The 18,119-nt window shown below is 31.9% G+C and carries 16 protein-coding genes, 1 pseudogene and 1 CRISPR repeat array; of the genes and pseudogenes, 10 read left to right on the top strand and 7 right to left on the bottom strand.

Annotated elements, in window-relative coordinates:
- Window positions 1-158: 158 nt before the first annotated feature.
- From WMO18_RS06485 to WMO18_RS06510, 6 genes and pseudogenes are all read right to left on the bottom strand, one after another.
- A complete protein-coding gene (locus WMO18_RS06485; protein ID WP_329980096.1) occupies window positions 159-404 on the bottom strand; it encodes a helix-turn-helix domain-containing protein in 246 nt (81 codons plus the stop codon).
- A complete protein-coding gene (locus WMO18_RS06490) occupies window positions 391-522 on the bottom strand; it encodes a hypothetical protein (protein ID WP_367286463.1) in 132 nt (43 codons plus the stop codon). The genes WMO18_RS06485 and WMO18_RS06490 overlap by 14 nt, the downstream gene beginning before the upstream one ends.
- Window positions 523-1,149: 627 nt before the next feature.
- Window positions 1,150-1,392 carry a hypothetical protein gene (locus WMO18_RS06495; protein WP_211148411.1) on the bottom strand — a complete coding sequence of 81 codons (243 nt, stop codon included), beginning with the start codon at window positions 1,390-1,392 and terminating at the stop codon, window positions 1,150-1,152.
- Between the two features lie 96 nt (window positions 1,393-1,488).
- Complete coding sequence (locus tag WMO18_RS06500) at window positions 1,489-1,848, bottom strand: PrgI family protein (RefSeq protein ID WP_211148412.1); 360 nt, start codon at window positions 1,846-1,848, stop codon at window positions 1,489-1,491.
- A gap of 74 nt (window positions 1,849-1,922) precedes the next feature.
- On the bottom strand, window positions 1,923-2,132 hold the full coding sequence (locus WMO18_RS06505) for a hypothetical protein (protein WP_211148413.1): 210 nt from the start codon (window positions 2,130-2,132) through the stop codon (window positions 1,923-1,925).
- A gap of 233 nt (window positions 2,133-2,365) precedes the next feature.
- Window positions 2,366-3,026: pseudogene (locus WMO18_RS06510) on the bottom strand (VirB6/TrbL-like conjugal transfer protein, CD1112 family).
- A gap of 166 nt (window positions 3,027-3,192) precedes the next feature.
- Between WMO18_RS06510 and WMO18_RS06515 the strand changes: the two are divergent.
- From WMO18_RS06515 to cas2, 6 genes are all read left to right on the top strand, one after another.
- On the top strand, window positions 3,193-3,459 hold the full coding sequence (locus tag WMO18_RS06515) for a hypothetical protein (protein ID WP_367286464.1): 267 nt from the start codon (window positions 3,193-3,195) through the stop codon (window positions 3,457-3,459).
- 24 nt (window positions 3,460-3,483) lie between these two features.
- Window positions 3,484-3,720 (top strand): hypothetical protein, encoded by a 237-nt coding sequence (locus WMO18_RS06520; RefSeq protein ID WP_348982030.1) that lies wholly within the window; start codon window positions 3,484-3,486, stop codon window positions 3,718-3,720.
- Between the two features lie 549 nt (window positions 3,721-4,269).
- Window positions 4,270-8,124 carry a type V CRISPR-associated protein Cas12a/Cpf1 gene (gene cas12a / locus WMO18_RS06525; protein ID WP_367286465.1) on the top strand — a complete coding sequence of 1,285 codons (3,855 nt, stop codon included), beginning with the start codon at window positions 4,270-4,272 and terminating at the stop codon, window positions 8,122-8,124.
- Entirely contained in the window at window positions 8,117-8,683 is a 567-nt protein-coding gene (cas4, locus tag WMO18_RS06530; protein WP_367286466.1) for a type V CRISPR-associated protein Cas4, read from the top strand. The genes cas12a and cas4 overlap by 8 nt, the downstream gene beginning before the upstream one ends.
- Window positions 8,684-8,685: 2 nt before the next feature.
- Window positions 8,686-9,651 (top strand): type V CRISPR-associated endonuclease Cas1, encoded by a 966-nt coding sequence (cas1, locus tag WMO18_RS06535; RefSeq protein ID WP_367286467.1) that lies wholly within the window; start codon window positions 8,686-8,688, stop codon window positions 9,649-9,651.
- Between the two features lies 1 nt (window position 9,652).
- Window positions 9,653-9,928: a CRISPR-associated endonuclease Cas2 gene (cas2, locus tag WMO18_RS06540; protein WP_138157650.1), complete on the top strand. Its 276-nt coding sequence runs from the start codon at window positions 9,653-9,655 to the stop codon at window positions 9,926-9,928.
- A 129-nt stretch (window positions 9,929-10,057) separates the two neighbouring features.
- Window positions 10,058-10,662: direct repeats of the CRISPR family, unit length 35 nt; unit sequence TTTAATCAACCCTTAGAATTTCTACTATTGTAGAT.
- A gap of 128 nt (window positions 10,663-10,790) precedes the next feature.
- Here the strand turns inward: cas2 and pckA are convergent.
- Entirely contained in the window at window positions 10,791-12,398 is a 1,608-nt protein-coding gene (pckA, locus tag WMO18_RS06545) for a phosphoenolpyruvate carboxykinase (ATP) (RefSeq protein WP_211148416.1), read from the bottom strand.
- Window positions 12,399-12,802: 404 nt separating this feature from the next.
- Between pckA and feoB the strand changes: the two genes are divergently transcribed.
- From feoB to WMO18_RS06565, 4 genes are all read left to right on the top strand, one after another.
- Window positions 12,803-15,148 (top strand): ferrous iron transport protein B, encoded by a 2,346-nt coding sequence (gene feoB, locus WMO18_RS06550; protein WP_211148417.1) that lies wholly within the window; start codon window positions 12,803-12,805, stop codon window positions 15,146-15,148.
- Window position 15,149: 1 nt separating this feature from the next.
- The gene (locus WMO18_RS06555; RefSeq protein WP_211148418.1) at window positions 15,150-15,308 is read left to right on the top strand and encodes a FeoB-associated Cys-rich membrane protein; all 159 of its coding nucleotides are present in this window, start codon (window positions 15,150-15,152) and stop codon (window positions 15,306-15,308) included.
- A 433-nt stretch (window positions 15,309-15,741) separates the two neighbouring features.
- Window positions 15,742-16,845 (top strand): hypothetical protein, encoded by a 1,104-nt coding sequence (locus WMO18_RS06560; protein ID WP_329980082.1) that lies wholly within the window; start codon window positions 15,742-15,744, stop codon window positions 16,843-16,845.
- A 177-nt stretch (window positions 16,846-17,022) separates the two neighbouring features.
- Window positions 17,023-18,111: a hypothetical protein gene (locus tag WMO18_RS06565; protein ID WP_329980080.1), complete on the top strand. Its 1,089-nt coding sequence runs from the start codon at window positions 17,023-17,025 to the stop codon at window positions 18,109-18,111.
- Window positions 18,112-18,119 lie beyond the last annotated feature (8 nt).

Consider the following 18,119-nt stretch of genomic DNA (forward strand, 5'->3'; position numbering starts at 1 on the left):
CAAATGCAAAATAACTTACACATAATGTGCTTGTAATGATTGTTGCAACTAATAATAATGATAATAACTTTTTCATTTAAATACCTTCTTTCAATTCTTAATGCAGTTTTGTTCAATTACTTATCATCAACAATAATTAATTTCTTACCTAAAGGAACTTATAGTTTTAGAATAGTGTCTAACTGTGGATTGGTTTGACCTTTTTCCAATCTTGCAATAACAGGTTGTTTTACACCACTCATCAATTCAAGTTGTTTTTGGCTAATACCTTTTTCATTTCTTGCATTGATGATTTCACTTATAATAGATACTCTCAAATCACTTTCTGCTATTTCTTCCGGAGTAAATAGTTTCTTACGAACATCGTTCCAATTAGAACCAATAGCACTATTATTTTTTTTCATTGTCAAAACCTCTTTCTAATAAATCAGAATACTCATTTTTAGCTTTTTGAATTTCTCTTAAAGGTGTTTTCTTCATAAACTGATGAAGCAACACAAAATCACCATTATGCCAAGCCACAAATAAAATTCTATCTCTAAGTGGTCTTAGTTCTCATATTTCTCCATCAATATGTTTAATATATGGTTCTTCTGCTCTTGTTCCAAATCTACCTAAAATTGTAATATAGTCGTTGATTTTATTAAGTTTAATGCGACTATCTTTATTGTTTCTCTTTTTTTAAATTTTGTATGTATTCAAGAACTGGTTGATGACCATTCTTATCTTGATAGAAATATATATTGTACATAATTGCTTCCCTCTTTGTAATATATTATAACTTAAAAGTTATTAATTTAAAAATATTTTAAGAATTTTCAAATGCTAATTTCCACTTTAATTGTTCATCTTCATCAGTTAATTGTGATAAGAATAACTTAAAGAATTTTAAATCTTTAGAGTCTGGATACTTATTAGTAATTTCCCTTCAATGAAAAAGCAGGAAGTAAAAACTTCCTGCCTAAAATTAATGTGATGGTTTAAGAACATGGTTGGTTGTGGATGGTTTAATGATATAACCTTGTTTATCTAATTCATTAATATCGAAATTACTTACTTCCTCATCATCACCAATGAATGAAAAAATGCTATCCGTTACTCTATCATATCTGTCATTATAACTTTTAACGTCATAATAGTTAGACATCATCATAGTAACTTTTTTGATAAGTCAGATTTAGTTGTCAGTAATCTATCATAGTTATTAGTTGTATATGTATAACAACCAATGAAATAAGCAATACTTACAATACACATTATAATACCGATAACAATACTACCAACATTACGCTGAACTTTGTTATCAACCACTTTTCCCTTTGCTTTTGAAACTATAAGAATAATTCCTACAATCAAAAGTGCAATAGCAATAATAATACATAAATACTTCATTTTCGTTCTTCTTTCATCCCAAGCCGCCCATTCAGCTTTTGCTAAATCATATTATTATAATCAAATAGTATTTAATTGTCAATCCCTGAAAACTATTTAGTCTTTCTTCTTCGGCTTTTGGTTTTGCTCTATCGCCGGTTTCATCAGTTCGTAGTAAGTATTAGTGGAATGAAAGACGAGTTTCTTAGGCATAAGAAATTCCGACTTAATAAAAGCCCATAAAAACTTTTCAGCGGTCATTCCGTTGTATTTCACAAAACCGAGAGCCGCAAAGGGTGCTGCTTCCAATATACAAACCCACGATACTGTTTCTGTTCCTAAATGTGGTTTCAACAGGAAATACAATCCTACCACAACACCGCAGGCAAGGACAGAAAAAATGAACTGTCTTAACGACAGTCCAAAGAACATTGACTCTGTGTAATTTCGTATTTCTCGGTTAATTTTAACTTCCATAATAATCCTTTCTTGCAAAAAGAAAAACACCAACCATTTCTGATTGATGTTTCCACTCAAAGCATATTCAGTTTTTAATCAAATTCATACGGACCTTTGCTAAAACACATCCAATCCAAATCAGCAACATAATCAGGATGTTCTTTACCCTTTTGTTTCTTGATTTGTTTTCGGTTTGTTACTTTGGCTTTGTATGCTTTGTTGTTAGGATTATGCTGATTTGCATAATCGTCTAACTGTTGTTTAGTGTGGGTTTTACCCGACACGCCCTTGTTTCGAGCCATAGTGTTTACCTCCTTTCTTCGTAGCAGTTTTTATCAATGATTGCATAATAAAACGGTCGGTTACCTAGAACCCTTTTTGAACCTTACTGCTGAAATACGAGCAATTTTTCATCAGTAGTGAATCTTGCAAATCATTTTTCCACGACAGGAGTGATTTACGCTTGATATATGCTCGCTCTATCAAATGTAAATCAAACAAGTATATTATAGCTCAATTATATGAAAAAATCAAATTACAAGCCCATCGTTTCACGAATGATATGATCACTCATTTTGATTGCACCAACGAGAACAAGCATATTGAACACCAATTCTCCGACATAAGACCACACCTGAGTAACTGCTGCCGCATTTGCATCAACAACCGGTGGCGATGAGGCAAACAGGGAGAATATAATGTAGGCAAGTATAATTACCGCACCTTCAAGCAACACGTACAATAGCTCTTTATAAAACTCTTTCCTACATTTTGCGGTGACTCTCTGGCAAAAGTGGATAAAGAAATAGGAGCAAGAGCTGTATATATAGCTTAAAAAATCTTCCGTACACGGTCATTATCATAATAAAAGACAATACGGTTATGAAAAGGCCACCGATAAGCGTTACCGCCCACAGGGGGATACTCTCAAAAAATCCGCAATCTTCTATTGTGGTTATCATTTCCGAAGGTAATGTGGTTTGATTTGGCTTTCCAAAGCCTGCTGTGTTCATAATGGTAGAAATCGTACCTTGAACAATATTGAATAAAGCAAGCATAAGCTCAAGTTCGTGTGTAATCACTCCTTTTGCAATAGCAAATCGGATAAAGAGTTTCAAAGCGTGTTCCGGTTTCTTAACTTCGGTAAAACTTCCGCAAGTGCGTACAACACCCACTACAAAGAATAGAACAAGCAAGGCAAAGCCGAAAGCTTGTTCAACATTTCGTGTCTATGGTTATATTCTAGCACCATAGTGTAATTTCATAAGGTATTAAAACTTCAGTATGGAGTATGGTATACTCAGTTTAAAAAACTGGAAATTATGGAGGTGGCTGATATGCAATATGCAATAGAATTGTATTGTGATATGGAAGCAGAAGAGAAATTATATGCTTTTTTCAAAAAAGGTAGCTGATGCGAAGTTAAGCACAAAGTTTATGAAATGGAAAACCAGACCGCATCCTACATTAGCTTGTTTTAATGATGTGGACGAAGAAAAATGTATTATTCGATTGAAGAAGTTTGCCAAAAATCATATACAAATGCCGACTTATATTGCGTCTGTTGGGATGCTTACTGATACAAAGACAATTTTTGCATCGCCAGTGATGAATAATGCAATGTATTGATTTCAGAGAGAATTGCATGAATGTTTGTATGATTTTGATATAGAAGGATGGGAATGGTATTGCCCGGATAGTTGGTTGCTATATTGTACATTAACACTCACCAAAGAAGATGACGAAGGTATCTTTTTTAAAGCAAGCGATTTGATTTTGCGTGAGTTCGAAAAAATAAGTGGAAAGTTTGTATCTATTGGGTTATTAAAAATAACTTTTCCTGTGGACGAAATTTTTACAGTTGAATTAAGCGCAACCAAAAAGAAATAGTCAACTTTGTAATTTTGGAGCACAGCGGAACAATGAAAGTTCCGGTAGGGGCTTTTAAGCGACGGAACAGTCTTGCACTAGTAAGATAGAGGTGCCTTGTCCCGGCAACTAAGGTTTCTATCAAAATTACAGTCCTTTTCCAAGGAAAAGCATATTAATATATAAATTTACTAAGGAAAATCAAAACTATATAGTATAATTTTAAATAAATTGTGTTTGACAGTAGATTGCACATAGAATATAATGATAGTAGAATTTCTACTATTGTAGATCGGTTATTATGTTGTAGTCCATGAAACCGTAGTATGTTTTATGGAGTTTGAGAGTGATAGTTTTTCAACTATCACTCTTTTTTTATAGGTAAGTCCCAAAAATGGGACATATAATATGATATAATTTATTAAAGAAAAATTAGTGTGTTTAACTTGTGAAATATTGCACAAATTAAATTATTAAAATTTGGATGGTTTGTGTATTGAATTATTATAGATACTGATATATAATCAGGGTATAAGGTTAATATTATAAATAATAACCGTAAAACTATATATGAAAGGATTGATGCTTATGCCAATCAACATTAACAAATTTTCAGATGAATGTAGAAAAATTGATTTTTTCACAGATTTATATAACATTCAAAAAACTTTAAGATTCAGCCTTATTCCAATAGGTGCAACTGCAGACAACTTTGATTTTAAAGACAGATTATCCAAAGAAAAAGACTTGCTTGATTCTGCAAAGCGTATCAAGGAGTATATTTCAAAGTACCTTGCAGATGAAAGTGACAAATGCCTTTCTCAACCCATAAAGTTAAAGCATCTTGATGAGTACTATGAACTTTATATCACTAAAGACAGGGATGAACAGAAGTTTAAGTCTGCTGAAGAAAAGTTAAGGAAAGAATTAGCCGATTTTTTAAAAGAAATTCTGAAACGATTAAATAAGAAAATTCTTAATGATTATCTACCTGAGTATCTTGAAGATGATGAAAAGGCCCTTGAGGATATAGCAAATCTTTCTTCTTTCTCAACTTATTTTAACAGTTATTACGATAATTGCAAAAATATGTATACAGATAAGGAACAGTCAACGGCTATTCCTTATAGATGTATTAATGACAATTTACCAAAATTTATTGATAATATTAAAGCATATGAAAAGGTTTTAGAAGAACTAAAGCCAAGTGATCTTGAAGAACTTAGAAATAACTTTAAGGGAGTATATGATACAACAGTTGATGATATGTTTACCTTGGATTATTTCAACTGTGTTCTTTCACAGTCAGGCATTGATACCTATAATGCCATTATAGGTAATGACAAGGTTAAGGGGATTAATGAGTACATTAATCTCCATAACCAAACTGCACAACAAGGACATAAAGTCCCTAACTTGAAACGACTATATAAGCAGATTGGTAGTCAAAAAAAGACTATTTCTTTTCTTCCTGGTAAGTTTGAAAGTGACAATGAACTTCTAAAAGCAGTTTATGATTTCTATAATACCGGTAATGCTGAAAAGAATTTCACTGCATTAAAAGATACTATAACTGAACTTGAGAAGATTTTTGATAATCTAGCAGAATATAACCTTGATGGTGTGTTTGTAAGGAATGATATTTCACTTACTAATTTATCGCAAAATATGTTCAATGATTGGTCAGTATTCCGTAATTTATGGAATGACCGGTATGATAAAGTCAACAATCCGGAGAAAGCAAAAGATATTGATAAGTATAATGACAAAAGACGTAATGTATATAAAAAGTCAGAAAGCTTTTCAATTAATCAGTTGCAAGATTTAATTGCAACATCACTTGAAGAAAATATTAATAGCAAGAAAATTACAGATTACTTTAGTTGTGATTTCCATAGATGTACTGCTGAAGTCGAAAACAAATATCAGTTAGTAAAGGAATTGCTATCTACTGATTATCCGGAAAATAAGAGTCTAAAAACAAGTGAAAAAGATGTAGCACTTATTAAGGACTTTTTAGATAGTGTTAAATCATTAGAAAGTTTTGTGAAAATACTAACCGGTACAGGAAAAGAAAGTGGCAAGGATGAACTTTTCTATGGTAATTTTACAAAATGGTTTGATCAGTTGAGATATATTGATAAGCTATATGACAAAGTAAGAAATTACATTACCGAAAAGCCTTATTCACTTGACAAAATCAAGTTGTCTTTTGATAATCCACAGTTCCTAGGTGGATGGCAACATAGCAAAGAAACTGACTATTCAGCACAACTTTTTATGAAAGATGGATTGTATTATCTTGGGGTAATGGACAAAGAAACCAAGAGAGAGTTCAAAACTCAGTATAATGCTCCTGAAAATGATAGTGATACAATGGTTAAGATTGAGTACAATCAAATTCCAAATCCGGGTAGAGTTATTCAAAATCTTATGCTTGTTGATGGTAAGATTGTAAAGAAAAACGGTAGAAAGAATGCTGATGGTGTTAATGTTGTTCTTGAAGAACTAAAGAATCAGTATCTACCTGAAAATATCAATAGAATTAGAAAAACCGAAAGTTACAAAACTACAAGTGATAACTTTAACAAAGACAATCTAAAGGAATATTTAGAGTATTATATTGCAAGGACAAAGGAATATTATTGTAAGTACAATTTTGTTTTTAAGTCAGCTGATGAGTATGGAAGTTTTAATGAATTTGTTGATGATGTTAACAATCAAGCCTACCAAATCACCAAAGTAAAAGTATCTGAAAAACAATTACTTTCATTAGTAGAACAGGGCAAACTTTATCTTTTCCAAATTTACAACAAGGACTTTTCTGAGTACAGTAAGGGTAAGAAAAACCTACATACTATGTATTTCCAAATGCTATTTGATGATAGAAATTTAGAGAACTTAGTATACAAATTGCAGGGTGGAGCAGAAATGTTCTATCGTCCTGCAAGTATCAAGACAGATTCAGAATTTCAACATGATGCAAATGTTGAAATTATTAAGCGTACATGTGAAGATAAAGTAAAGGATAAAGACAATCCTACAGATGATGAAAAAGCTAAGTATTATAGCAAATTTAACTATGAAATAGTAAAGAACAAACGCTTTACAAAACCACAGTTTTCTCTACATTTAACTTTAGCAATGAATTGTAATCAGCCTGACCATTATTGGTTAAATAATAGTGTTAGAGAACTTCTTAAGAAGTCAAATAAGAACAATATTATCGGTATTGATAGAGGTGAAAGAAACCTTATCTATGTAACTATAATCAATAGTGATGGAGTAATAGTTGACCAAATCAACTTCAATATTATTGAAAACAGTTACAATGGTAAGAAATACAAAACTGATTATCAGAAAAAGCTTAACATTAGAGAAAAAGAAAGACAAGAGGCAAGAAAAACTTGGAAAACTATTGAAACAATTAAGGAACTGAAAGACGGTTACATTAGTCAGGTTGTACATCAAATTTGTAAACTTATTGTTCAATATGATGCAATTGTTGTGATGGAAAACCTAAATGGTGGTTTCAAGAGAGGTAGAACAAAAGTTGAAAAACAAGTCTATCAAAAGTTTGAAACTATGCTTATTAATAAGCTGAATTATTATGTTGATAAAGGTACCGACTACAAAGAATGTGGTGGACTATTAAAGGCATATCAGCTTACAAATAAGTTTGAAACATTTGAAAGAATCGGAAAACAAAGTGGTATTATCTTTTATGTTGACCCATATCTAACTAGTAAGATTGATCCGGTAACCGGTTTTGCAAATCTGCTTTATCCTAAGTATGAGACAATACCAAAGACTCACAATTTCATTAGTAATATTGATGATATTCGATATAATCGAAGTGAAGACTACTTTGAGTTTGATGTTGATTACGATAAGTTCCCACAAGGTAGTTATAATTATCGTAAGAAGTGGACAATCTGTTCCTATGGTAACAGAATACAGTATTGCAAAGATTCAAGAAATAAACCGGCAAGTAGAGTGGTGAATATTACCGAAAAGTTCAAAGAAACTTTTAATAATGCAGGTATTGATTTTGTCAATGATAATATTAAGGAAAAACTACTATTAGTTAATAGTAAGGAACTCCTAAAGTCATTTATGGATACTCTCAAACTGACTGTTCAGTTGAGAAATTCTGAAATTAATAGTGATGTTGATTACATCATCTCACCTGTAAAGGATAGAAACGGTAACTTCTATTATAGTGAAAACTACAAAAAGTCCAATGAAGAAGTACCTACACAACCACAAGACGGTGATGCAAATGGTGCATATAACATTGCACGAAAAGGCTTGATGATTATTAACAAACTGAAAAATACTGATGATGTAACCAATAATGAGTTGTTGAAAATCAGCAAAAAGGAATGGCTGGAATTTGCCCAAAAAGGTGATTTAGGTGAGTGAAAACCCTATTGCTATTTCTAATCTAAATGATTTTATCTTTTGTCCTGTGTCAATTTATTTTCATTCACTTGATTATGATACTGAAAAAATGACATATCAAAATTCAGACCAACTAAATGGTACTGCTGTCCACACAACAGTGGACAGTGGTACATATTCAAGTAAAAAGTCAATGCTTCAGTCAATAACAGTGTATTCTGAAAAGTATAATTTAAGTGGAAAAATTGATTTGTATGATAGTAAAAAATTCCAATTAATAGAACGAAAGAAAAAGGTTCATAAAATTTATGATGGTTATGTTTTTCAAGTATATGCTCAATATTTTGGATTATTAGAATTAGGGTATAGGGTAGATAAATTTACAATCCATAGTATTGATGATAATAAGACATATCCAATACCTTTGCCAAGTGAAGATAACATTATGTTTTCAAAATTTGAAAATCTGATTGATTCAATAAGCGATTTTCAATTTGATGACTTTAAACAAAGTAATATAAATAAATGTAATAGGTGTATTTATGAACCATTATGTTCTTTTTCAGCTTTAAAGGAGTAACAATGATTTCTGCATTAGATTTTAAGAAAAAGCAAATTGTTTTTGTTCTGTTTAATGAGGGAGAGAAAATGTCTTTCTCTAATGATAATATTGTAATAAAAACTCCGGATAATAAGATAAAATTTCAATGTTCTTGTTACAGATTATTTATGGTATATGCAGTTGGGAATTGTAGTATTACTTCTGTTGTGATTTCTAAAGCTAAAAAATTCGGTTTTTTTATTGCATTTATGACCTCCGGCTTTAGATTATATTCAGTAATTGGTGCAGAGAAAGACTCCAATACGCTATTAAAAATTAATCAGTATACTTATGATGGTATTGAACTTGCAAAGCATATTACTAAGAATAAAATCACCAATCAATGGAAAACAATAGGTTTTGTTAGAGATAAAAGCGACTCCCAAGTTGAAGCAATCAAAACTATCAAACAGTATGTGCCTAAAGTCGATGAATGTAAAAATTTAAATGAAATAATGGCTTATGAAGGATTGTCAGCAAAATTATATTTCAAAAATCATTTTAATAATGTTTTATGGCAAGGAAGACAACCAAGGGTAAAACGAGATATTACAAATTCTGTTTTAGATATTGGCTATACATTATTGTTTGCTTTTATAGACTCTTTACTTAGTGCTTATGGATTTGATACATATAAAGGTGTTATGCATAGACAATTTTATATGCGAAAGTCATTAGTTTGTGATTTGGTTGAACCATTTAGACCACTTATAGATATTCAAGTAAAAAAGTCAATTAATCTTAAACAAATTAAAGAAGATGATTTTCTGTTAATAAAAGGACAGTATAGACTTAAGTGGAATTGCTCAGCAAAGTATGTTCAATTTCTTATGAAGCCTATTATGGAAGAAAAAGATTCAATTTTTCTCTATATTCAGTCCTACTACAGAGCATTTATGAAGAAATCGGAAGTGGATAAATTCCCTGTATTTGACATAGGAGAATAATATGATTATAATTAGTTATGATATATCTGATGACAGAAAACGCAGTAAATTTTCAAAGTACATTAAGCGTTTTGGTCATATGTTGCAGTATTCTGTATATGAGATTGATAATAGTGAAAGAATACTGAACAATATTATTGCAGATATTAATAATAAATTTTTGAAAATGTTTGACCAATCTGATAGTGTGTATATTTTTCAGTTAAGTAGTTCATGCAAAGTTCAAAAATTTGGTTATGCTAAAAATGAAGATGAGCCTTTGCTTGTTGTTACATAATTTGCAAACCTCAGTCTTTATTTTAGATATTCTTTGAAAAGGGTTGTTAAACAATGAAGTTTATATGCATAATGAACAATTGCATAAATTACCGAGATGTAATTTATGTAGGGTTAAACAAAGTTAGGGTTTAATCAACCCTTAGAATTTCTACTATTGTAGATATATGAAATTTCTCCATGTCAGCGGTCTTGGTTTAATCAACCCTTAGAATTTCTACTATTGTAGATTTCTAGGTTTCACCTCAGAGAATAAAATGTTTAATCAACCCTTAGAATTTCTACTATTGTAGATTTAAATAAATGTTGCTTCCGGTGTATGTTTAATCAACCCTTAGAATTTCTACTATTGTAGATGTCTTTTGATAAGTTCGATAAATATAGTGTTTAATCAACCCTTAGAATTTCTACTATTGTAGATTTTGGTGTTCCAAGTTCGATAGTTGTGTTTAATCAACCCTTAGAATTTCTACTATTGTAGATATAGGTGTCTTCTTGCCAAACTGAGAAAGTTTAATCAACCCTTAGAATTTCTACTATTGTAGATTAGAGCCTGCGTATTCTGCTGTGCCTTTTAATCAACCCTTAGAATTTCTACTATTGTAGATCGGTACAACATAGTCATTGTTAATTGTGTTTAATCAACCCTTAGAATTTCTACTATTGTAGATATGCCAAATTTGTTTGCTTGACAGATTTGTTTAATCAACCCTTAGAATTTCTACTATTGTAGATGTTTTTCTTTTAGGGTTCCAACGAATTTGTTTAATCAACTATTAATAAAAATAAATAGGCATAACAAAAGGGTGTACTCAGTGAGTACACCCTAAATTTATGAATTATAAAGTTAGTTAAGACTAAAATTATTCTACTGTAGGACCTGCAGATACTAGAGCCTTACCTGCTTCATTACCTTCATACTTAGCAAAGTTCTTAACAAATCTTGAAGCAAGATCCTTAGCCTTTGTTTCCCATTCGTTAACATCAGCATATGTGTCTCTAGGATCTAGGATAGCTGGGTCAACACCTGGTAGTTCTGTAGGAACTTCAAAGTTGAAGTGAGGGATAGTCTTTGTAGGAGCTTTTGTAATAGAACCATCAAGGATAGCATCAATGATACCTCTTGTATCCTTAATAGAAATTCTCTTACCAGTGCCGTTCCAACCTGTGTTAACTAGGTAAGCCTTAGCACCACTCTTTTCCATCTTCTTAACTAGTTCTTCAGCATACTTTGTTGGGTGAAGTTCTAGGAAAGCCTGACCGAAACAAGCAGAGAATGTTGGAGTTGGTTCTGTGATACCTCTTTCAGTACCTGCTAGCTTTGCAGTAAAGCCTGATAGGAAGTAGTACTTTGTCTGTTCAGGAGTTAGAATAGAAACTGGAGGTAGTACACCAAATGCATCAGCTGATAGGAAGATTACATTCTTTGCAGCAGGAGCAGAAGATACAGGACGAACAATGTTTTCAATGTGGTCGATTGGGTAAGAAACACGAGTGTTTTCTGTAACTGTCTTATCAGCAAAGTCAATCTTACCGTTTTCGTCAACAGTAACATTTTCTAGTAGAGCATCTCTTCTGATAGCATTGTAGATGTCTGGTTCAGATTCCTTGTCAAGGTCGATAACCTTAGCATAGCAACCACCTTCAAAGTTAAATACACCATTGTCATCCCAACCGTGTTCGTCATCACCGATTAGAAGTCTCTTAGGGTCTGTTGAAAGTGTTGTTTTACCTGTACCTGATAGACCGAAGAAGATAGCTGTGTTTTCACCGTTCATATCAGCATTAGCTGAGCAGTGCATTGAAGCAATACCCTTTAGAGGTAGGTAGTAGTTCATCATTGAGAACATACCCTTCTTCATTTCACCACCGTACCATGTGTTAACGATAACCTGTTCACGGCTTGTGATGTTAAATAGAACAGCTGTTTCTGAGTTTAGACCTAGTTCCTTATAGTTTTCAACCTTAGCCTTTGATGCGTTGTAAACGATAAAGTCAGGTTCAAAGTTTTCTAGTTCTTCAGCAGTTGGCTTAATGAACATATTTGTTACAAAGTGAGCCTGCCATGCAACTTCAACGATGAAACGAACTGCCATTCTAGTGTCGTGGTTAGCACCACAGAATGCGTCAACAACATAAAGCTTCTTGTTAGAAAGTTCTTCCTTAGCAATTTCCTTTACAGCTTCCCATGCTTCCTGTGTAGCTGGGTGGTTGTCGTTCTTGTATTCATCAGAAGTCCACCATACAGTGTCCTTAGAATTTTCGTCCATAACGATAAACTTGTCTTTAGGTGAACGACCTGTGTAAATACCGGTCATTACATTAACTGCACCTAGTTCAGTTTCCTGACCAACTTCATAGCCTTCTAGTTCAGGCTTTGTTTCTTCGTTGAATAGTTCTTCGTAGGAAGGATTGTGGATAATTTCAGTAGTACCGGTAATACCATACTTAGTTAAATCAATCTTTGCCATTTCAGTATCAACCTTTCTTTTTCTTGAATTTTTACATAGAAATTGTATTTTTCAGTCCAATGCTATAGTTATTCAGCATAAACTGCAATCCTATGTTCTAAAATATTCTAGCATAATTAAGCATTATCGTCAAGCAAATAACTAGTAAAATACTATAAATTTCTGACCTTTGATTATATTTGTATAATAACTAACATATCTTTAACATTTTGTCTATTACTTTTAACAATTATTCACTACAGTAATCTATTATAAGTAGTATTACTTTGGTTATTCATGAAATTTTCATCATATGTGCAGATATTGTAGATTTATGTAGTTAAATGTATTATAATAATCTTGGAGTTCAAAAGTATGCAAAAATTTTTATAATTTTAGGAGAAAAGGGAAGGATAATTTAATTTATGACCTTAAAAGAATTGAATATAGGCGAAAGTGCCATCATAACATCAGTTGGTGGTGAGGGTGCATTGCGACAACATTTTCTTGATATGGGTATGATTCCTAATGCAGAAGTAACTGTTGTGAAATTTGCACCAATGGGTGACCCTATGGAACTTCAGGTCCATGGGTATGAACTGACTTTAAGATTAGCAGATGCCGATAAAATTCAGGTTGAACCTATCAAATCTCGTACAAGAAGTCACGATAGAGTGGATAGGTTTAAGGATACAGAGCATCCCGGTCTTGGTGAAGAAGGTAAATTCCATTCAAAGGGAGATGGCAACCCTTTGCCGGAAGGAACAACCCTTACATATGCTTTGGTTGGCAACCAAAACTGTGGCAAGACAACTTTGTTCAACCAAATTACCGGTTCAAATCAGCATGTCGGTAACTTTCCCGGTGTAACTGTTGACAGAAAGGATGGCTCAATCAAAGGCTATTCCAACACAAATGTAACTGACCTACCGGGAATTTACTCAATGTCACCGTATAGTAGTGAAGAAATTGTTTCAAGAAATTTTGTCCTTGACGAAAAGCCAAAGGCTATTATCAATATTGTAGATGCTACTAATATTGAGAGAAACCTTTACCTTACAATGCAACTTCTTGAAATGGATATTCCAATGGTAATAGCCCTTAATATGATGGATGAAGTTACAGGTAATCAAGGTTCTATTGATGTAAATACAATGGAAAAAATGCTGGGTGTACCGGTTATTCCAATTTCAGCAGCAAAAAATGAAGGTGTTGATGAGCTTATCAAACACGCACTTCATATTGCTCAGTATCAGGAAAAGCCATTGCGTCAGGATTTTTGTGACAAAAATGACCACAACGGAGCAGTCCATCGTTGTATTCACGCAGTAATTCACTTAATAGAGGACCATGCAGAACAAGCAGATATTCCTGTAAGGTTTGCAGCTACTAAGGCAATAGAGGGTGACCATCTAATTCTTGATAAGTTGAACCTTGATGAAAACGAAATGGAAATGCTTGAGCATATTGTTCAGCAACTTGAAACAGAAAGACAACTTGACAGAAATGCCTCAATAGCTGATATGCGTTTTGAATTTATCGAAAAACTTTGTGAAGATACAGTTATCAAGCCTAAACAAAGTAAAGAGAGAGTCAGAAGTGAAAAGATAGATAAAATTCTAACAGGTAAATATACTGCAATTCCTTGTTTTATTGCAATAATGGTTTTAGTCTTTTACCTAACATTTAATGTAATAGGTGCAGGACTTCAAACTTTATTGGAAATGGGTATTGACTCATTAACCACAATAACAGATAATGCCCTAACCTCAGCCCATGTAAATGACACAATACATAGCCTTGTAATAGACGGTATATTTAATGGTGTAGGTAGTGTGTTAAGTTTCTTACCTATAATCGTAACACTGTTTTTCTTCTTATCATTAATGGAGGACAGTGGTTACATAGCAAGAGTAGCATTTGTAATGGATAAATTGCTGAGAAAAATCGGTCTGTCCGGTAGAAGTATTGTTCCAATGCTAATAGGTTTTGGTTGTACAGTACCGGCAGTTATGGCAACAAGAACTTTAACATCCGAAAGAGATAGAAAGATGACAATTCTGCTAACTCCATTTATGAGTTGTACTGCAAAGTTACCTATCTATTCATTTTTTGTCAGTTCATTTTTCCCTAAACAGGGTGGACTGATAATGTCAGGATTGTATGTGCTGGGTATAGTAATCGGTATCCTAATCGCCTTTCTATATAAAGGTACATTGTTCAAAGGTGAGGCAGTACCATTTGTTATGGAATTACCAAACTACCGACTACCCGGTGCAAAGAATGTTGTTCAACTATTGTGGGAAAAAGCAAAGGACTTTTTACAAAGAGCATTTTCAATTATTCTAATTGCAACAATAGTTGTTTGGTTCTTACAGAGCTTTGATATTCACTTTAATATGGTGACAAATTCAGCAGATAGTATGTTAGCTTCCATCTCAGGTTTTATCTCACCAATATTTGCACCATTAGGACTTGGAGATTGGAGAATTTGTACTTCATTAATCTCAGGTATTATGGCTAAGGAAAGTGTAGTATCAACATTACAAGTCCTATTTAGTGGCAACATTGCCTCAGTATTAACACCACTTGCAGCATCATCACTACTTGTATTTAGTTTGCTATATTCTCCTTGTGTTGCAGCTATTGCATCAGTAAAGAGAGAGCTGGGTGGTAAGTGGGCAATAGGTGTTGCCTTGTGGCAGTGTGTTATTGCTTGGGTAGTAGCATTCATAGTCCACTTAATAGGTTCAGCAGTAGGAATGGTGTAGTATGGATTTTCTTAGTAGTTTAAATTTTTGGGATTATTTAATTTTAGCTTTAGTCATTGTTGCAGTAGCCCTTGCAATTTACTCTATGAGAAGTAGAAAGAAAAAGGGCAAAGGCTGTTGCAATTGTGGTTGCCAAAATTGTAATAAAAAGTGTAAATAATTATTTTGGGTGGTTCATTTGAACTACCCTTATTTTTTTACTTTAATAAATTTATTTGTTAGTTTGTATAAATCATCAATTTATTAATCGTATAAATATACCAAATATAAAAAATCTTCAATAATTATGTAACCTTTTGAAACTGTAATTTGTGTTATATATAGAAGATACAGTATCTAACGATACTGAATATGTGTACAAAATAACCAAATATATACAGTAAAATTTGACAAGTATAAAACTATTTTATTATTGATATAAACTTATTACTATGTTATATTGTTAGTAGATATTACTAATAATATCTAACTAATAAAGAGTATTTTGTTATATAAATGCAATTATAGGGAGCAATCCAATGTCTAAAGTATATTTATTAAATTAATTATTCGGCAAATTATTAATCAATTTCTAAGAAAGATAAGGTGATTTTATGAAAAAATTATTAGCATTGTTGTTAACATTGATAATGGCAGTTTCTGTAGTTGCAGTGGCTCCTACAGTTAGTGCAGGATCAAGTGTGTACAAAAGTAATTATTGCTGTTATACCTTAGATAAAAAGGGTTACGCAACAGTAATTGACTTTTATAATTATAAAGGAATTTGTAAGAAATACGGTAGTTATTGGAAAATCCCTTCAAAACTAAGAGGTCATACTGTAAAGAAAATAATTCTGGATATGGATTATGATAAGTGTCCAGAAAACGAATTTCCTTTTAAGAAAGTAAGAATACCTAAAACCGTAACATATATTAAGAATTTAGCTAAATATATTAGAGAAAGAGGATATGATCATGAGTGGTATTATAACACAGGAGTTTATAATTCATTGATAGTTTGTGATGAGGGTTCAAGGGCAGAGTCTTACGCAAGACAATGCGGACTTGATTATTCTATAAAAGGTAATATTTATGGAGATATAGCTTATCTAGGAACATATGGTTTTAAGTATAATGTTGATAAGAAGTATAAAACTTCCGGTGGTGACCGTTATATGAGGTTTAACGGTAAAGAAAGGAATATTAAGTTTACTATAAAAAGGGGTAAACAGGTTCTAAAACCTAATAGAGATTATATCGTTAAATATGTAAACAATATTAATCCGGGTAAAGCATATGCAATGATTATCGGTAAAGGTAAATTCTATGGTATTTCTTACTTAGATTATGATATTAAACCTACAAAGCCTAAAGTAACTGTACACCAAAGTGAAAGTTATACATATGCCTATTTTGATAATATTTTATATGAAGCAAATTGTGGTGAATATATAGGTCAATATAGTGAAACACCTGATTTTAAAAAGCATAAAACTTTTGGATGGAATAATAAGTTAAGCGATTTGAAAAAAGGTAAAACCTATTATTTCAGATGTAGATTTAAAACCCATGGTGTAGCTTATCATATTGATTTTTATACTGGTAGAAATGTAAAATATTCACAAATAATCTTTGATAGTTATTATTATCCTCAGTATAGCCCTTGGTCAGATGTAAAAGCAGTAAAAATTAAGTACGACTATTCAAATAAACAATAGTCGTACCCTATAGAACTAAAGTTAATTTGCTTAGTCAAATTAACTTTAGTACACATATAAGGGCATCGGTTATGACACCGGTTTTAAAACCGATGCCCAGTGGAGAGTATGTACTTCTTTCCCTAAAAAAGTAGATAGTAACGGTAAAGTTGTTAACAAATAGAGGAGTGTGATTTTATGAAAAAATTATTAGCTATAATGTTAACATTGGTAATGGCTATTTCTGTAGTATCTATAGTACCAACAGTTAGTGCAAAATCTAAAGTATATAAAAGTAATAATTGTTACTATACATTAGATAAAAACGGTTATGCGACAATAATAAATTATTATGGTCCAACTTACGAAAGTAATAACCATGATTATGCAGTTAAATATTGGAAAATACCATCTAAACTTAACGGACACATAGTAAAAAAGTTAGTGTTAGAGGATAAAGGATGGGGTTATCAGTTCAGAAAAATCAAAATACCAAAGACAATAACATATATTAAAGGTTTGTATGGTTATGTAAAACATAACGCTAGTATGTATAATGTAACTTATGATTTTAATTCATTGATTGTATGTGATGGTGGTTCAAGGGCAGAGTCTTACGCAAGACAATGTGGGCTTGATTATTCTATAAAAGGAAATGTTTATGGAGATATTGCTTTTCTTGGAACATACGGATTTAAGTATAATGTTGATAAGAAGTATAAAACTTCCGGTGGTGACCGTTATATGAGGTTTAACGGTAAAGAAAGGAATATTAAGTTTACTATAAAAAGGGGTAAACAGGTTCTAAAACCTAATAGAGATTATACCGTTAAATATGTAAACAATATTAATCCGGGTAAAGCATATGCAATGATTATCGGTAAAGGTAAATTCTATGGTGTTTCTTACTTAGATTATGATATTAAACCTACAAAGCCTAAAGTTGTAGTAACACAAGAAAAATATGGTGTTACTGCTTATTATGATAATGTTCTGTATGAGGGAGCAAAAGAAAAATTTATTGTTCAATATAGTGAAACAACAAAATTTAAGAAATATAAAACTTTTACTTCAAATGAGTATTTGACAAGTTTGAAAAAAGGAAAAACATATTATTTTAGATGTAGATTAAAAACCCATGGTGTAACTTATGATGTTGAACCTTATAATAGTAGAAATGTAAAATATTCACAAATAACTTTTGCTAGTTATTATTATCCTCAGTATAGTCCTTGGTCAGATGTAAAAGCAGTAAAAATTAAGTACGACTATTCAAATAAACAATAGTCGTACCC

It is taken from the genome of Ruminococcoides intestinihominis, assembly GCF_040096285.1.
Taxonomy (GTDB): Bacteria; Bacillota; Clostridia; order Oscillospirales; family Acutalibacteraceae; genus Ruminococcoides; species Ruminococcoides intestinihominis.